The 15,099-nt window shown below is 73.6% G+C and carries 17 protein-coding genes; 11 read left to right on the forward strand and 6 right to left on the reverse strand.

Features of this window, described 5'->3' with window-relative positions; genetic code table 11:
• The first annotated feature begins 7 nt into the window (after positions 1–7).
• The 5 genes from pnuC to ACIP5M_RS33160 are packed head-to-tail and all read left to right on the forward strand — an operon-like array spanning position 8 to position 4,207.
• Positions 8–604, forward strand: a complete 597-nt coding sequence (pnuC, locus tag ACIP5M_RS33140; protein ID WP_401203914.1) for a nicotinamide riboside transporter PnuC — start codon at positions 8–10, stop codon at positions 602–604.
• The gene (locus tag ACIP5M_RS33145; protein WP_401203917.1) at positions 601–1,680 is read left to right on the forward strand and encodes an AAA family ATPase; all 1,080 of its coding nucleotides are present in this window, start codon (positions 601–603) and stop codon (positions 1,678–1,680) included. The genes pnuC and ACIP5M_RS33145 overlap by 4 nt, the downstream gene beginning before the upstream one ends.
• Entirely contained in the window at positions 1,677–2,420 is a 744-nt protein-coding gene (locus ACIP5M_RS33150; protein ID WP_401203920.1) for an NUDIX domain-containing protein, read from the forward strand. The genes ACIP5M_RS33145 and ACIP5M_RS33150 overlap by 4 nt, the downstream gene beginning before the upstream one ends.
• Positions 2,417–3,436 carry an ADP-ribosylglycohydrolase family protein gene (locus tag ACIP5M_RS33155; RefSeq protein ID WP_401203922.1) on the forward strand — a complete coding sequence of 340 codons (1,020 nt, stop codon included), beginning with the start codon at positions 2,417–2,419 and terminating at the stop codon, positions 3,434–3,436. The genes ACIP5M_RS33150 and ACIP5M_RS33155 overlap by 4 nt, the downstream gene beginning before the upstream one ends.
• Before the next feature lie 3 nt (positions 3,437–3,439).
• Positions 3,440–4,207 carry a DNA polymerase beta superfamily protein gene (locus ACIP5M_RS33160; protein ID WP_401203925.1) on the forward strand — a complete coding sequence of 256 codons (768 nt, stop codon included), beginning with the start codon at positions 3,440–3,442 and terminating at the stop codon, positions 4,205–4,207.
• A gap of 4 nt (positions 4,208–4,211) precedes the next feature.
• Here ACIP5M_RS33160 and ACIP5M_RS33165 read toward each other — a convergent pair whose 3' ends face one another.
• The 3 genes from ACIP5M_RS33165 to ACIP5M_RS33175 all read right to left on the reverse strand — a co-directional run bounded on the left by ACIP5M_RS33165 (position 4,212) and on the right by ACIP5M_RS33175 (position 5,930).
• Positions 4,212–4,892 carry a DNA polymerase beta superfamily protein gene (locus ACIP5M_RS33165; RefSeq protein ID WP_401203927.1) on the reverse strand — a complete coding sequence of 227 codons (681 nt, stop codon included), beginning with the start codon at positions 4,890–4,892 and terminating at the stop codon, positions 4,212–4,214.
• 146 nt (positions 4,893–5,038) lie between these two features.
• Positions 5,039–5,506 carry a Rieske (2Fe-2S) protein gene (locus ACIP5M_RS33170; RefSeq protein WP_401203930.1) on the reverse strand — a complete coding sequence of 156 codons (468 nt, stop codon included), beginning with the start codon at positions 5,504–5,506 and terminating at the stop codon, positions 5,039–5,041.
• 91 nt (positions 5,507–5,597) lie between these two features.
• On the reverse strand, positions 5,598–5,930 hold the full coding sequence (locus ACIP5M_RS33175; protein WP_401203933.1) for a DUF952 domain-containing protein: 333 nt from the start codon (positions 5,928–5,930) through the stop codon (positions 5,598–5,600).
• Positions 5,931–6,119: 189 nt separating this feature from the next.
• Here ACIP5M_RS33175 and ACIP5M_RS33180 point away from each other — a divergent pair, with 189 nt between their 5' ends.
• From ACIP5M_RS33180 to der, 4 genes are all read left to right on the forward strand, one after another.
• Positions 6,120–7,208, forward strand: coding sequence for a prephenate dehydrogenase (locus tag ACIP5M_RS33180; protein WP_401203935.1), 1,089 nt, complete (start codon positions 6,120–6,122; stop codon positions 7,206–7,208).
• 150 nt (positions 7,209–7,358) lie between these two features.
• Complete coding sequence (gene cmk / locus ACIP5M_RS33185; protein WP_401203937.1) at positions 7,359–8,078, forward strand: (d)CMP kinase; 720 nt, start codon at positions 7,359–7,361, stop codon at positions 8,076–8,078.
• 56 nt (positions 8,079–8,134) lie between these two features.
• Positions 8,135–8,722: a lysophospholipid acyltransferase family protein gene (locus tag ACIP5M_RS33190; RefSeq protein WP_401204153.1), complete on the forward strand. Its 588-nt coding sequence runs from the start codon at positions 8,135–8,137 to the stop codon at positions 8,720–8,722.
• A 76-nt stretch (positions 8,723–8,798) separates the two neighbouring features.
• A complete protein-coding gene (der, locus tag ACIP5M_RS33195) occupies positions 8,799–10,259 on the forward strand; it encodes a ribosome biogenesis GTPase Der (RefSeq protein WP_401203939.1) in 1,461 nt (486 codons plus the stop codon).
• Between the two features lie 16 nt (positions 10,260–10,275).
• Here der and ACIP5M_RS33200 read toward each other — a convergent pair whose 3' ends face one another.
• Positions 10,276–10,671, reverse strand: a complete 396-nt coding sequence (locus ACIP5M_RS33200) for a hypothetical protein (RefSeq protein WP_401203942.1) — start codon at positions 10,669–10,671, stop codon at positions 10,276–10,278.
• A gap of 197 nt (positions 10,672–10,868) precedes the next feature.
• The gene (locus ACIP5M_RS33205; RefSeq protein WP_401203944.1) at positions 10,869–11,681 is read right to left on the reverse strand and encodes a hypothetical protein; all 813 of its coding nucleotides are present in this window, start codon (positions 11,679–11,681) and stop codon (positions 10,869–10,871) included.
• A gap of 296 nt (positions 11,682–11,977) precedes the next feature.
• On the opposite strand from ACIP5M_RS33205, the gene ACIP5M_RS33210 reads away from it, so the two are divergent.
• Complete coding sequence (locus tag ACIP5M_RS33210; RefSeq protein WP_401203947.1) at positions 11,978–12,790, forward strand: transglycosylase family protein; 813 nt, start codon at positions 11,978–11,980, stop codon at positions 12,788–12,790.
• Positions 12,791–12,902: 112 nt separating this feature from the next.
• Complete coding sequence (locus tag ACIP5M_RS33215; RefSeq protein WP_401203949.1) at positions 12,903–13,430, forward strand: hypothetical protein; 528 nt, start codon at positions 12,903–12,905, stop codon at positions 13,428–13,430.
• A gap of 447 nt (positions 13,431–13,877) precedes the next feature.
• Here the strand turns inward: ACIP5M_RS33215 and ACIP5M_RS33220 are convergent, their stop codons facing one another.
• Positions 13,878–14,969, reverse strand: coding sequence for a phosphatase PAP2 family protein (locus ACIP5M_RS33220; RefSeq protein ID WP_401203952.1), 1,092 nt, complete (start codon positions 14,967–14,969; stop codon positions 13,878–13,880).
• Positions 14,970–15,099: the final 130 nt, after the last annotated feature.

Consider the following 15,099-nt stretch of genomic DNA (forward strand, 5'->3'; position numbering starts at 1 on the left):
CGCCGTCATGAGCTGGACCGAGGTGCTCGGATTCGCCACTGGTGCCCTGTGCGTCTGGCTCGTCGCCCGGCAGCACGTCGCCAACTGGCCGATCGGCATCGCCAACAACGTCTTCTTCATCGTGCTCTTCGCCCAGGCCGGCCTCTACGCCGACGCCGGACTGCAGATCGTCTTCATTGCCCTCGCCGCGTACGGCTGGTGGTCCTGGACCCACGGGGGTGGCCCGGGAAGCACCGAGGCCCTGCCGGTGCGCCGCACCACGCGCACCGAATGGGTCTGGCTGGCCGCGGCGGGGGCGGTGGGGGTGCTCGGCCTGACCCTGCTGCTGGGCGAGGTCACCGACTCGACCGTGCCGTTCTGGGACGCCCTGACCACCGGGCTCTCGCTCGCGGCCACCTACGGTCAGTGCCGCAAGCTCGTCGAGTCCTGGTGGCTGTGGATCGCCGCCGACCTCGTGTACATCCCGCTCTACGCCTACAAGGAGCTCTACCTCACCTCCGTCCTCTACGTCGGCTTCCTCGCCCTCTGCGTGGTCGGGCTGCTCGGCTGGCGGCGGACGCTCCCGGGCCGTGGCGCCCGTACGGTCCTGGAGGCACGGGCGTGAGGCGCTACGGGCACGGCCTGGTCCTCGGCAAGTTCTATCCGCCGCACGCCGGCCACCACCATCTGGTGCGCACCGCCCAGGACCAGTGCGAACGGCTGACCGTGCTGGTCTGCGCGGCCTCCGTGGAGTCGGTCCCGCTCGCCGACCGGGTCGCATGGATGCGCGAGGCGCACCCGGGCGCGCAGGTCGTCGGCGCGGTCGACGACGTCCCGGTCGACCTGCACGACCCGGTCGTCTGGGAGGCCCACATGGCGATCTTCCGGGCGGCGGTGGCCGGGCCGGTGGACGCCGTCTTCACCTCGGAGGAGTACGGGACCGAGCTCGCGCGGCGGTTCGGCGCCGAGGAGGTCTGCGTGGATCCGGCACGGACCCTCTTCCCCGTCTCCGGGACGGCGGTACGGGCCGACCCCGTCGGCTGCTGGGACTTCCTGGGGCCGGCCGTACGCGCCTCCCTGGCGCGGCGGGTCGTCGTGCTCGGCGCCGAGTCCACGGGCACGACCACGCTGTCGCGGGCGCTGGCCGCGCACTACCGGCGGCGCGGCGGAGTGTGGGCCAAGACGGGCTGGGTCGCCGAGTACGGGCGCCGGTACAGCGAGGAGAAGCTGGCGGCGGCCCGCGCGGCCGATCCCGCGGCCACCTGGGCCGACATCTCCTTCACCTCGGAGGAGTTCCCGGTCATCGCACGGCGCCAGGACGCCGACGAGGAGCGGGCGGCCCGGCTGGGCTCGCCCGTGCTGTTCTGCGACACCGATTCCTTCGCGACCGGCATCTGGCACGAGCGGTACACGGGCGGCCGCAGCGAGGAGGTCGAGAAGACCGCCGAGCTCACCCGGCGGGACCTCTACCTGCTGACCGACCACGCCGACGTGCCCTTCGAGGACGACGGACTGCGGGACGGCCCGCACCTGCGGCCCTGGATGACCGGCCGGTTCCGGGAGGAACTCGAACGCACCGGGAGACGCTTCCTCCTCGTGCGGGGCGACCGCGAGGAGCGGCTGGCGGCGGCCGTGCGGGCCGTCGACGAACTGCTCGCGGAGGGCTGGCACTTCGCCGATCCCCTGCCGGAGACCCGATGAGCGGGGTCCCGCCCGAGGGCTACGATCCGCACGTCTTCGAGCCGTTCGCGGTGACCGTCGACCTCGCGGTGTTCACCGTGCGGGGCGGGCGGCTCCACGTCCTGCTGATCCGGCGGGGGCAGGAGCCGTACGCGGGGGCCTGGGCGCTCCCCGGCGGCTTCCTGCTGCCCCGGGAGTCGGCGGAGGCCGCCGCCCGCCGCGAACTGGCCGAGGAGACCGGCCTGTCGCAGGCCGTGGTCGCCACCCTGCACCTCGAACAGCTGCGGACCTACAGCGAACCGGACCGCGACCCCCGGATGCGGGTGGTGTCGGTGGCCTTCACGGCCCTCGTGCCCGACCTGCCCGAACCGGCTGCGGAGGGCGGCGGCGACGCGGCGCACGCCCGATGGGTGCCGGTGGGGGAGGTCCCGGAGCTGGCCTTCGACCACGCGGTGATCCTGGCGGACGCCCGGGCGCGGACCGGCGCGAAGCTGGAGTACACCTGCCTGGCCACCGCCTTCTGCCCGCCCGAGTTCACGCTCGGGGAGCTCCAGGCCGTCTACGAGACCGTCTGGGACACGGTCCTCGACCGCCCCAACTTCCGGCGCAAGGTCCTGGCCACACCCGGTTTCGTCGAGGCCGTCCCGGGAGCCGCCCGGCTCACCGGGGGCCGCGGCAAACCCGCCGCCCTCTACCGGCCGGGACCGGCCACCACCCTGCATCCGCCCCTGCTCCGCCCTTCGGAAGGACACCACCGATGACCACGACCAAGAAGCGCGCGGCGACGGGCGCCCTGATCGGCCTGGCCCTGGGCGACGCCCTCGGCCTCCCGACCGAGTTCCACGACGTCCCCTCGATCCTGGCCAAGACCGGCCCGTGGCGCGAGATGAAGCTGCCCCGCCCGGCGATCGTCACGGACGACACCCAGATGACCCTCGCCCTCGCGCGCGGCATCCGGACGGCGATGGAGCGGGGCCGCAGCGGCCCGCTGCGGCTGACCCGGCCCGTCCGGGAGGAGTACGTCGAGTGGTACCACTCCCCGGAGAACAACCGGGCACCGGGCAACACCTGCCTGACGGCATGCCGGCTGCTGGACCGGCCGGAGCGGGACTGGCGGGAAGCGAGCCAGCTCGGCTCCAAGGGCTGCGGAGCCAACATGCGGGTGGCTCCGGTCGGGCTGGTCCCCGGCTGGACCGACGAGGAGCGGGCCGGCGCCGCCCAGCTCCAGTCGGCCCTCACCCACGGCCACCCGACGGCCCTCGCCGCCTCCGACCTCACCGCACGCACGGTGTACCTCCTGGCCCAGGGCACCGAGGTGACGGGCCTGGTCGGGCGGCTGCGCTCCTACGCCCTGGAGAACCGCACCCGCTACCACGAGCGCTGGCTCGGGGACCTCTGGATGCGGACCGCCTGCGACGCCTCGCCCGAGTCCTTCATCGCCCGCGGCTGGGACGAATGCCTGGCGGTGCTCGACCGCCTGGCGGCCGCCCTGCGCACGCCGTCCCCGGAGACCGACCCCTGCCTGACCACGGGCGACGGCTGGATCGCCGAGGAAGCCTTCGCCACCGCCCTCCAGTGCTTCCTGCTCTTCCCGCAGGACCCCCTCCTGGCCCTGCGCCGCGCGGCCTGCACCCAGGGCGACTCCGACTCCATCGCCTGCCTGGCCGGCGCCTTCGCGGGCGCCCACCTCGGCGCGGACGTCTGGCCCCGCGACTGGGAGGGCCGCATCGAGTACCGCGACGAACTCCTGGCCCTCGGCGCCCTCTGGGATGCTTGATCCATGCTGGACGCCCTGAGCATCGACCTGACCCCCGTCGTGGCGGAGCAGCCCGACCCGCTGCTCTTCGCCACGGTCTCGGGAGCACACCTGTACGGCTTCCCGTCCCGGGACTCCGACATCGACCTGCGCGGGGCGCACCTGCTCCCGGCGGAGGACCTCCTCGGCCTCCGGGAGCCGGAGGAGACCCGTACCCGCATGTGGGACCGGGACGACGTGGAGATGGACCTCGTCACGCACGACCTGCGCAAGTTCGTCCGCCTGATGCTGAACCGCAACGGCTACGTGCTGGAGCAGTTGCTCTCCCCGCTCGTGGTCCACACGACGCCGGCGCACGAGGAGCTGATCGCGCTGGCCCCGGGCGTCCTGACCTCCCACCACGCACACCACTACCGGGGGTTCGCCAACACCCAGTGGCGGCTCTTCGAGAAGGCCGCGGAACTCAAGCCGCTGCTGTACGCGTTCCGCGCGCTGCTCACCGGCATCCACCTCATGCGGTCGTCCGAGGTGCAGGCGCACCTGCCGACCCTGCTGGCCGAGGTGCCGGAGGCACCCCCGTACCTCACCGCCCTGATCGAGGCCAAGGTGGCCGCGGAGCACGGGAGCTACGCGGGCCCGGCCCTCGACGGGGTACGGAAGGACTTCGAGGCGCTGCACGCGGTGCTGGACACCGCGCAGTCCGCCTCCGCGCTGCCGGAGCAGGGGTCGGCGTACGACGCGCTCGACGCGTTCGTCGTGCGGCGGCGGACCCTGGGGGCGAGCCCGGCCTGATCCGTTAGCCCGCTGACCTCCGGCGGGTGCGGACCAGGAAGTCCTCCACGCGGGCCCGGTCCGGCTCGGCGGGCAGGGGGGTGCCGGCCAGGGCCGTCTGCGTTTCGTCGACGAGGCGGGACATCCAGGCGTCGACCTCGTCCCAGGTGAGCTCGCCGCGCCGGACGGCCAGGAGGCGGTCGCGGTGCGGGCCCGCGTCGATGGTCAGGCGGCCCGTGCGCAGGAGGTCGCGGCAGGACAGCAGCAGGCGCAGCAGGTGCATGGCGTGCTTCCAGCGGGGGGCGCCGTGGACGCGGACGTCCGCGAGGAGTTTGCCGCGCTGGGAAGCCGCGTACCGGCTGAAGCTCGTGTGGGCCCGGCGGGAGAGGAAGGCCCCGCGGAGGGAGAGGAGTTCCTCGCCGACCGGGGTGACGTGCTCCACCAGCGGGGAGTGCAGGCACTCCAGGATGTTCGGGTTGGCCCGCAGGGCCAGTTCGCAGAAGCGCTCCAGCTCCCAGGAGAACTCCTCGTCCCGCGGGCCCTCCACGTGCGTGGGGGGCTTCTCCAACCGCCAGAAAAGCGGCGTCGGGGCGAGATAGACACCGCGCCGGTCGGTGTCGCTCGCCTCCGTCGCCAGCCCGAACGCCCGGGAGCCCATCACGCACCGGTAGACCGTGTGGTCCCGTACCAGCGTCAGATCGTCCATTCGGGGAGCCTAGGCTCCCGGTCGCCGCCGGGCCATCTCTTTCGGATCCTGCCGGGGCCCGCGGCGCCCGGCACCGCACCCCGGCCGCACCGGACGCCGCGGGCTCGGCCGACAGGATCCGCAAGAGACGACCCACAAGAGACGACCTACGCGAGCGAGATGTTGCCGTCCGGCGCGACCGTGATCTTCTTCTCCGCCAGCGGGCGGGTGGCCGGGCCCTGGGCCACCGCGCCGTCCGTCGCCTGGAACTTGCTGCCGTGGCAGGGGCAGTCGATGGTGCCGTCCGCCACCTTGTTCACCAGGCAGCCCTGGTGGGTGCAGACCGCCGTGAAACAGCGGAAGCTCCCGGCGGTGGGCTGGGTGACGACCAGCTTCTCCTCCTTCAGGACCGTGCCGCCGCCCACGGGTACGTCCGCCGCCTTGGCGATGACCTTCCCCGCCGCCGCGGACGTGGAGGGCGCGGCGGAAGCGGAGCCGGCGGGCGTGGTGGCCGCCCCGCTCCCGGCCGTCCCCGCGTCGCCGTCGCTTCCGCAGGCGGCGAGCGCACCGCCTGCCAAGGTGGCCGCGCCGGCCGCCAGTACCGTGCGCCGGGCGGTGCGCGTGGGGTCGCTCATGAGTGTCTCCTCGCATGTGTGGCCGGATGAACGTGCAGCATCCTGGCCTGCGGCGGCCCTCAGGAGAAGTCCGCCGCGCCGTTGTGACCCCCTAGCCCCTCGGGGCCAGTGAGGCAGGATTGCCGGGTGTGCGTACGACCTCCCACACGCGGATCACGGCGTCCCGGTTCAGTGGGCCGTGGACGTGCGGGTAGCGGGCGCCGGATTCACCCTCGCGCCGGACCTCCGCGGTGAGGGCGTCCTCGTCGAGTTCCACCGCGAGCAGGGTCCCTCCGACGTCGCGGTAGCGCGCCTCGGCGATGGCGAGCGCCGTGGCGCGGTCCGTCGAACAGTGCACGAAGCCCTCCGACTCGAGGGAGGGCGGGGCGTACGGACGCTCGGGCGCGGCGTTCCAGTCGGCGAGCGGGACGAGGTGGAAGATCATGCCGCTCGTTCTACCGCAGGAGCCGCCGGTACGCGTACCCGGTGGCGGCCGTGCCGGCGCCCAAGCGGGACCCGGCCGCCGTCCCACCGGGCGGACCGCCGGACGCTCGCGCGGTGCGGGCTGGCTACCCTGAGTCCAGAGCCCCTCATGCTCGGTCAGGCCCGCCGTCACCCACCCCTGGAGCAGCCCGTGAGAACCGCCGTCGTCATCGGAACCGGACTGATCGGCACCTCCGCGGCTCTCGCACTGTCCGGCCGGGGGATCACCGTCCACCTCGTCGACCACGACCCGGCGCAGGCCCACACGGCCGCCGCCCTCGGGGCGGGTTCCGACGAGCCGTACGAGGGCACGGTCGACCTCGCGGTCATCGCGGTACCGCCCGCCCACGTGGCCGCGACCCTCGCCGACGCGATCGGGCGGGGCCTGGCCCGGGCCTACGTGGACGTGGCCAGCGTCAAGGGCGGCCCGCGGCGGGAGCTGGCGGCGCTCGGCGCGGACACGTCGGCGTACATCGGCACGCACCCCATGGCGGGCAAGGAGCGGTCCGGTCCCCTCGCGGCGACCGCCGACCTCTTCGAGGGCCGGCCGTGGGTGCTGACCCCGACCCGGGACACCGACCACGAGGTGCTGAACCTGGCGCTGGAGCTGGTGTCCCTGTGCCGGGCGGTACCGGTGGTGATGGACGCCGACGCGCACGACCGGGCGGTCGCGCTGGTCTCCCACACCCCGCAGCTGGTGTCGAGCATGGTCGCGGCGCGGCTGGAGGAGGCCGACGAGACGGCGGTCCGGCTGTGCGGGCAGGGCATCCGGGACGTCACGCGGATCGCGGCCTCGGACCCCGGGATGTGGGTGGAGATCCTCTCGGCGAACCCGGGCCCGGTGGCCGACGTGCTGGCCGGGATCGCGGCCGACCTGGACGAGACGGTGGAGGCGCTGCGGGGGCTCCAGTCCGCCGACGAGGCCAAGCGGCGGGGCGGCGCGGCCGGCATCGAGGACGTGCTGAGGCGCGGGAACGCGGGGCGGGTGCGGGTGCCGGGCAAGCACGGTGCCGCGCCCGCGGTGTACGAGACGGTGGCCGTGCTCATCAGCGACCAGCCGGGAGAGCTCGCGCGGATCTTCGCCGACGCGGGGCGGGCCGGGGTCAACATCGAGGACGTGCGGATCGAGCACGCGACGGGCCAGCAGGCCGGCCACGTGCAGCTGATGGTGGAACCCCGAGCCGTCGCGGCCCTGACGGCCGAGCTGCGCGAGAGGGGCTGGGCGCTGCGGCAGCAGTAGCCGGCCGGAGGCGGGCCGGCCCCCGGCCCCGGCCCCGCAGCCGGTCCGCAGCCGTCCTGGGGATCGGGGGTGGCTGGGGCCCGGTAACCTGGAGCAGGGGCGTTTTCGCGCGCCCGGACACGTACGCGCAACCAGGAAGGTGCCCGCACCGTGGAAACCGCAGCTCCGTCCGCCGTGATCGTCGCCATCGACGGTCCCTCCGGCACGGGCAAGTCCAGCACCTCCAAGGCCGTGGCCGCCAAGCTCGGGCTGCGCTACCTGGACACCGGCGCCCAGTACCGGGCCATCACCTGGTGGATGATCACCAACGGCGTCGACACCGACGACGCGCAGGCCATCGCCGTCGCCGCGGGCAAGCCGACCCTCGTGTCCGGCACGGATCCGGCCGCCCCCACGATCACCGTCGACGGACTGGACGCCGCCGGGCCGATCCGGACCCAGGAGGTCACCTCCAAGGTCAGCGCCGTCAGCGCCGTCCCCGAGGTGCGCGCCCTGATCACCGAACTCCAGCGCTCCATCGCCGCCGAGGCGGCGCAGGAGTCCGAGGGGATCGTCGTCGAGGGACGGGACATCGGCACCACCGTCCTGCCCGACGCCGACCTCAAGATCTTCCTCACCGCCTCGCCCGAGGCGCGCGCCGCCCGGCGCAGCGGTGAGCTCCGCGGCAAGGAGGCCGCCGACCTCGCGGCCACCAAGGAGGCGCTGATCAAGCGCGACGCGGCCGACTCCGGCCGCAAGACCTCCCCGCTCGCCAAGGCCGGCGACGCCGTCGAGGTGGACACCACCGACCTCACGCTGGACCAGGTCATCGAATGTGTCGTTACCCTGGTCGTGGAGCGGCAGACGGAGAAGCGGGCGGGCCGCAAGTGAGCGAAGCGCCCTCGCTCAGGGGGGCGGCGGTCGGCAGGCGCATCGGCATCGGGCTCATGTACGGGCTGTGGAAGCCGCGCGTACTGGGTGCCTGGAAAGTGCCCGCCTCGGGCCCCGTGATCCTTGCCGTGAACCACTCCCACAACATCGACGGCCCGATGGTCATGGGCACCGCGCCCCGGCCCCTGCACTTCCTGATCAAGAAGGAAGCGTACGTCGGCCCGCTCGGCCCCTTCCTCGAAGGGATCGGGCAGGTCAGGGTCGACCGCGGCGGCGCCGACCGGACGGCCATAAGCCGCGCCCTCGCGGTGCTCGGCAACGGCGGGGCCCTGGGGATCTTCCCCGAGGGCACCCGGGGCGAAGGCGACTTCGCCTCGCTGCGCGCCGGGCTCGCGTACTTCGCGGTCCGCAGCGGTGCGCCCATCGTGCCGGTGGCCGTGCTGGGCAGCGGCGACACCCGGGGCCGGCTCGTCAAGGGTCTGCCGGCCTTCAAGAGCCGGGTCGACGTCGTCTTCGGCTCGGCCTTCGACGCCGGAGACGGCACCGGCCGCCGTACCCGTACCGCGCTGGACGAGGCCACCGTACGCATCCAGGACCGGCTGACCGCCCACCTGGCCGACGCCAAGCGCCTGACCGGGCGCTGAGCCAGACTTGACCCTAGTAGTGGAGCCGCGCTGCGCGGGTACCACCGATCACCACGAACGACGAGGAACGGACTTCATGAACGACCAGCACGACCACGGAGCACTTGGCGATGCCGAGTACGCGGAGTTCATGGAGCTCGCCGCGGAAGAGGGCTTCGACATCGAGGACGTCGCAGGCGCGCTCGAGGAGGCGGCCCACGGCCCCCTTCCCGTCCTCGCCGTCGTCGGCCGGCCGAACGTCGGCAAGTCGACCCTGGTGAACCGCATCATCGGCCGCCGCGAAGCGGTCGTCGAGGACAAGCCCGGCGTCACCCGCGACCGCGTCACCTACGAGGCCGAGTGGGCCGGCCGCCGCTTCAAGGTCGTCGACACCGGCGGCTGGGAGCAGGACGTCCTCGGCATCGACGCCTCCGTCGCCGCCCAGGCCGAGTACGCCATCGAGGCCGCCGACGCGGTCGTCTTCGTCGTCGACGCCAAGGTCGGCGCCACCGACACCGACGAGGCCGTCGTCCGCCTGCTGCGCAAGGCCAAGAAGCCCGTCGTGCTGTGTGCCAACAAGGTCGACGGCCAGAGCGGCGAGTCCGACGCGGCCTCCCTGTGGTCGCTGGGTCTCGGCATGCCGCACCCCGTCTCCTCGCTGCACGGGCGCGGCACCGGCGACATGCTGGACGCCGTCCTCGAAGCCCTGCCGGAAGCCCCCGAGCAGACCTTCGGCGGCGCCGCCCCCGGCGGCCCGCGCCGCATCGCGCTGATCGGCCGCCCGAACGTCGGCAAGTCCTCGCTGCTCAACAAGGTCGCGAAGGAGGACCGCGTCGTCGTCAACGAGCTGGCCGGCACCACCCGCGACCCGGTCGACGAACTGATCGAGCTCGGCGGCGTCACCTGGAAGTTCGTGGACACCGCGGGCATCCGCAAGAAGGTCCACCTCCAGCAGGGCGCCGACTACTACGCCTCGCTGCGCACGGCCGCCGCCGTGGAGAAGGCGGAGGTCGCGGTCATCCTGATCGACACCACCGAGACCATCAGCGTCCAGGACCAGCGCATCATCACCATGGCCGTCGAGGCGGGCCGCGCCATCGTGATCGCGTACAACAAGTGGGACGAGCTGGACGAGGAGCGCCGCTACTACCTCGAGCGCGAGATCGAGACCGAGATGCAGCAGGTCTCCTGGGCGCCCCGCGTCAACGTCTCCGCGAAGACCGGCCGCCACATGGAGAAGCTGGTCCCGGCGATCGAGACCGCGCTCGCCGGCTGGGAGACGCGCGTCCCCACCGGCCGGCTGAACGCCTTCCTCGGCGAGGTCGTCGCCGCGCACCCGCACCCGATCCGCGGCGGCAAGCAGCCGCGCATCCTGTTCGGGACCCAGGCCGGCAGCAAGCCGCCGCGCTTCGTCCTCTTCGCCTCCGGCTTCCTGGAGCACGGCTACCGGCGCTTCATCGAGCGCCGGCTGCGCGAGGAGTTCGGCTTCGAGGGCACCCCGATCCACATTTCGGTGCGGGTGCGCGAGAAGCGCGGCGCCCAGCACAAGAAGAAGTAGTACGCCGTTGCCGGGGTCAGTAGCCCCGGCGCGGAGCGGGCGGCAGGGCCGCCGGGATGTGCGTCATCCCGGTCTGGTGCTGCCGCCCGTTCGTGTAGGCGGGGCTGCCGGCGACCTGGCCCGCGTACGCGTACGAGGGGGCCGGCTGCGAGGTGTACGAGGGCTGCCAGCTGTCGGCCTGCTGCTGCCACTGGGACGAGGAACCGTTCCAGCCGCCGCTGCCGCTGCCGCTCCCGCCGCTGTACGCGCCGCCGTACGAGAACGCCGTGAAGCCGAGATCCTCCTCGCCCGTCCGGTCGCCCGGCAGGGCGCGGAAGGAGCGCAGGTACTCCGAGTACAGCGCGTCGTAGATCGGGGTGTGCGAGACGGGGCTCGTACGGGACGGGGCGCGGGAGGAGTCGTATGGATGCACGTATCAGCCAACGAAACCGGGGCGCTGCGGATGCGGGCTGACGGGGCTCAAAACGCAGATCGCCGGGGGTGCGCGGGACGGACCGCGCACCCCCGGCGCACGCCGCCCCGGCCCCCTGGGCAGGGGGCCGGGGCGGGGTTTCGGGAGGCCGAAGGGCCGGCCCGGTGAGCCGGGTGACGGCCTGGGAGGGCGGAGGGTCAGGCGCCCGGGGTACCGGCCAGGGGCATCGAGGCGGCCACGAGCTTGCCGTCGGCGGCGGCCTTGTCGAGCGCGTCCCGCAGCAGGTCCTCACGGGGCTGCTGGCCGATGGAGCCGACCGGGGCGGCGAAGATGAGAACCCGCTGGGTCTTGTTGACGGCGGTCCGCCAGCCGTCGGTGACGGACAGCGCCTGGTGCGCCTGCCACCAGGCGACCTGGCCGCCGCCTTCGGCGCCCGGCTGGAGCACGGCGTGCAGCTGACCGCCGGCGAGCAGGACCGACCAGCCGCTCAGGGGAGTGGGGAGCTCGGACAGGTTCGTGACCGGGATGAAGCCCTGCTCGATGAGGAGCGGGAGGAAGTCGTCGCCGGGGCCGTCGCTGCCGGGGCGGGCGATCGGCGCGGTCGGCTCGACCACCAGGGCGGGGTGCAGCTCGCCGCCGATCAGGATCAGGCCGCTGGTGATGCCGAGGACGGCCTGGCCGCCGGGCACGCTCTGCGGCGTCTCGCCCGGGACGGACGCGGCGGGGGCCGGGCTGTCGCCCGTGATGCTGCGGACGGCGCCCTGGAGCTGCTCCTCGGAGACGGAGACGACCTGCGAGGGGATGCAGGTGGCGTGGGCGAAGGCGAGGACGGCGGTCTCCTCGCCGACGAACAGCACCGTGCTGGTGCGGTCGTTCTCGGGGTCGCCCGGAGTGCGGCAGGAGGTGCAGTCGTAACTGCGCGGCGCGTCCTCGCCGACGAGCAGCCTGTCGGCTTCTTCGTCACCGATCTCGGCACGTACCTCATCACTGACTTCGAGCATGCGCGGCACGGGGTGGCTCCTCGGCATAGGTGCGTGGGCCGGGTGGTTCCCGGCTCGCCGGGCTCAACGGGGGAGCGGCGGCCGGGGTCACGCCATTTGAGGGAACGGAATCGAACCGGGCCCCCGAAGGAGTGAACCGTCCGACCGGTCCTTCGTTTTCCTTCCAACTGTTTTCTGATTGTGCGCAGTTGATGTCCGGGGATGGCCGTTTGGGGCGGGGGTGCGGATCGGCCGAGCGGGTGGGGCGCGGGAGCGCGCCGCGTGGCGGGCCGGGAGGCCGCCCGGGGGCTCCGTAGCGTGACCCGATGCCCAAGCCGAGCATCAGGTGGGCCGCACGGGCGGCCGCCGCCGCGCTGGTCCTCGTACCGCCGACGGACGCCGTCGCACCGGTCGCCGTGGCGGCGGCCGTCGCCCCGCCACCGCCCGCGCCCGGTCCGGCCGCGGCGGCGCACCCCGGATCGCCCGGCGTGATCGGCACCGGGCCCGGCGACTGCGGTCCGGGCGGGGAGTGGCCGTGGGACTGCGTCGCCGACTGCGAGAGCGGGGGCCGCTGGGCGGTCAACACCGGCAACGGCTTCTACGGCGGGCTGCAGTTCCGGCAGCCGACGTGGGAGGCGTACGGCGGGCTGGTGTTCGCGCGGCGAGCCGATCTGGCGAGCCGGGGGCAGCAGATCCGGGTGGCGGAAGACGTGATCGGCAGGCAGGGGTGGGAGGCCTGGCCGGTGTGCTCGAAGCGGTACGGGCTCGCCGGGCGGATGCACGCGGTGCGGGCGGGGGAGACGCTGGTGTCGATCGCCCGCAGACACCGGGTGCCGGGCGGCTGGCAGGCGCTCTACGCGGCGAACCGGCCGGTGATCGGGCCCCGGCCCGGGCAGCTCAGGCCGGGCACCCTGCTGTCCCTCCCCCCGGCCCGGCCGCCCGGAGCCACCCCGCCGCCGTCACCGGATCCCACCACACCCGCCGGGCCCCAGACACCGCAGCAGCCGACGAAGCCGCCGCCGCCGCAGCCGCAGCCGCAGCCGCAGCCGACGGAGCCGCCGCAGCCGGCGACGCCGCAGGCCGGACTCGCGCCCCAGCCCCCGGCCCAGGCCGCTCCGCGGCCGGCGCCCCGGCGGTAGCGGGCGCCGGAGCCGCCGGCCGGGGGCGGGGTGCGATTGCACGTCGGCGGTGGGGCGCCGACGCTGGAAGGACCGGGCGGAAGGGCTCGGTCGGACCCTGGTGGTGAGCCGGATGGAGCTGAGCGGACACCCTCGCATCGGCGTGTGGGCGGCGGCGGCCGTGCTGGCCGGCGTTTCCGTCCTCGCGGGATGCTCCTCCGATTCCGGCAGCGGCGCGGACGGCTCGGCTCCCCTCGTCGGTGCGCCCGTCGCGCAGACCGGCGGCCCCGCGGACCCGGCGGCGGCCCGGGCGCAGATCGAGAAGAACTGGGCGGCCCTCTTCGATCCGGAGGTCACCGCCGGGGAGAAGGCCGGGCTGGTGCAGAACGGTGAGCTGATCCAGCCCCTGCTGGAAGGGCTCGCCGACCGATCCGGCGCGGACAAGGTCTCCGCGGAGGTCACCGAGGTGGTCTTCACCTCGCCCACCGGGGCGAGGGTGACCTACGACCTGCTCGTGAGCGGCTTCCCGGTGCTGGACGGCCGCACGGCGGACATGGTCCTGGAGGACGGGGTGTGGAAGGTCTCCACCCGGACGCTCTGCGGTCTGGCCGAGCTCCGCGGCAGCTCGACGACCCTGCCCGGCTGCCCGCCGGAGCGGTGAACCCGGACGTCCGGGTGATTCACGTGATGCGGCCCGGCTGTGAGTTCGACGTGGCCGAGAGGCCGGAACGGAAGACGGATCAGACCCGCGCGGGATCTCCCGGGGCCGGCCGTGGAGTCCGGCCGCCGTGAAGGAAATGTAGGGGACCTGGGGGGATTCGCCTGGTCCCGTTCGGGCCGCCGCGCCAATCTCCGGGGGGAATTCCCCGGCCACGACAAGGGGTTCGGGGGGAAATTCAAACGGCCCGCACGGCGGGCGTGTCGCGGTCCGTAAAACAATTGGCAGTTGTCGATATTCTGTGACACAAGCGTGACCCGGGACGGACGAACGTGCAGGCGTGGCGCTGACGAACGAACGACGGACGACGAAGGCGGGCCGGGTCATCGACCCGGCCCGCCTTCGTCGTGTGCGGGGTGAGGTGGTGCGTACCGTCCCCGCCGTGGTGGTTCAGCTGCCGGCGACCGGGCTGGCGGCGGCCCCCCGGGCGGCGGTCCGTTCGGTGTGCGCCGGGCGGCGGCCGCCGACCGGGGTGACCGGGGCCCGCTCGGACCTGATCACGTGCGGCCGGCCGGGGACGATCGCCGCCGGCCGGGGCGCCGGGGTGTGCCCGGCGGGGGACGCGTGGACCGCCTGGTGGGCGGGGGCCGCCACGGCGGTGGGCACCACCGCGGGCGCGGGCTCTCCGACGGGGTCGACGGTCCGCCTGAGCTGCCACTTGCCGCCGGCCGAGAGCAGCGGCATGAGCGCGGTCGCGACCGGCGCGGCCATCCGCCCGGTCTCCGCGCGGCGGCGCAGCAACTCGCGCAGCTCGAAGACGTAGGCCTCGGCCCGGGCGATGAGGGGCTCGAACCAGGGCAGGGCCAGCAGGATCAGCAGACCGGCGGACCAGCCGAGCAGGACGTCGCTGACCCAGTGGGTGCCGAGGTACACGGTGGTGGCGCCGACGCTCAGCGAGACGACCGCGGACACCACGGACAACACCCGCCGGGTGACGGTGGTGGAAGCCAGGTAGGCCAGGATTCCCCAGGTCACCACGGCATTGGCGGTGTGGCCGGAGGGAAATATATCGCCGCCCGCGAAGAGTTCGGCGGAACCGATCTGGGTGGCGTAGTGCGGACCGAGCCGGCCGAGGCCGAGCTTGACGGCCCCGACGGTCATGTTGAGGAGCAGCAGTGCCACGCCGAGGGTGATCAGCGGGCGCAGGGTGTGCTGCCGCCAGGAGCGCCAGCCCAGCCAGGCGGCGACCATGACCGCGGTGGGTCCGCGCTGGCCCAGGACGACGAGGTAGTCGAGGAAGGCGTGGAGCTGGGGCCACTGCTCGTAGGGCCGGAAGAACATGACCTGCCAGTCCAGGCGGACGAGCCAGGACGTGGTCAGAACGGCCACCACGATCGCCAGGTAGAAAACGAGGGTCGATCCCAGGAGCACGACGCGGTGCCGGCTCATCTGCGGCGTTTGCAGATGAGCCGGTCGCTCTGGTTCCCGGTCCAGGCGGGCGAACACCCGCTCCAGCCGGGTCAGGATTTGGTCGGTACGCACTCAATCGACGTTACCGCGAGCCGATGGTCGGCCCGGTCGAATCGCGGGCTTTGTGATGACCATGTGATGTGGAGTTGGTCTCACGCGGTACTGAATTCCCGGCATTTCGGCGGTGGTTGGAGTGCGGCTC

The sequence above is a fragment of the Streptomyces sp. NPDC088762 genome, from assembly GCF_044750905.1.
Classification (GTDB): domain Bacteria; phylum Actinomycetota; class Actinomycetes; order Streptomycetales; family Streptomycetaceae; genus Streptomyces.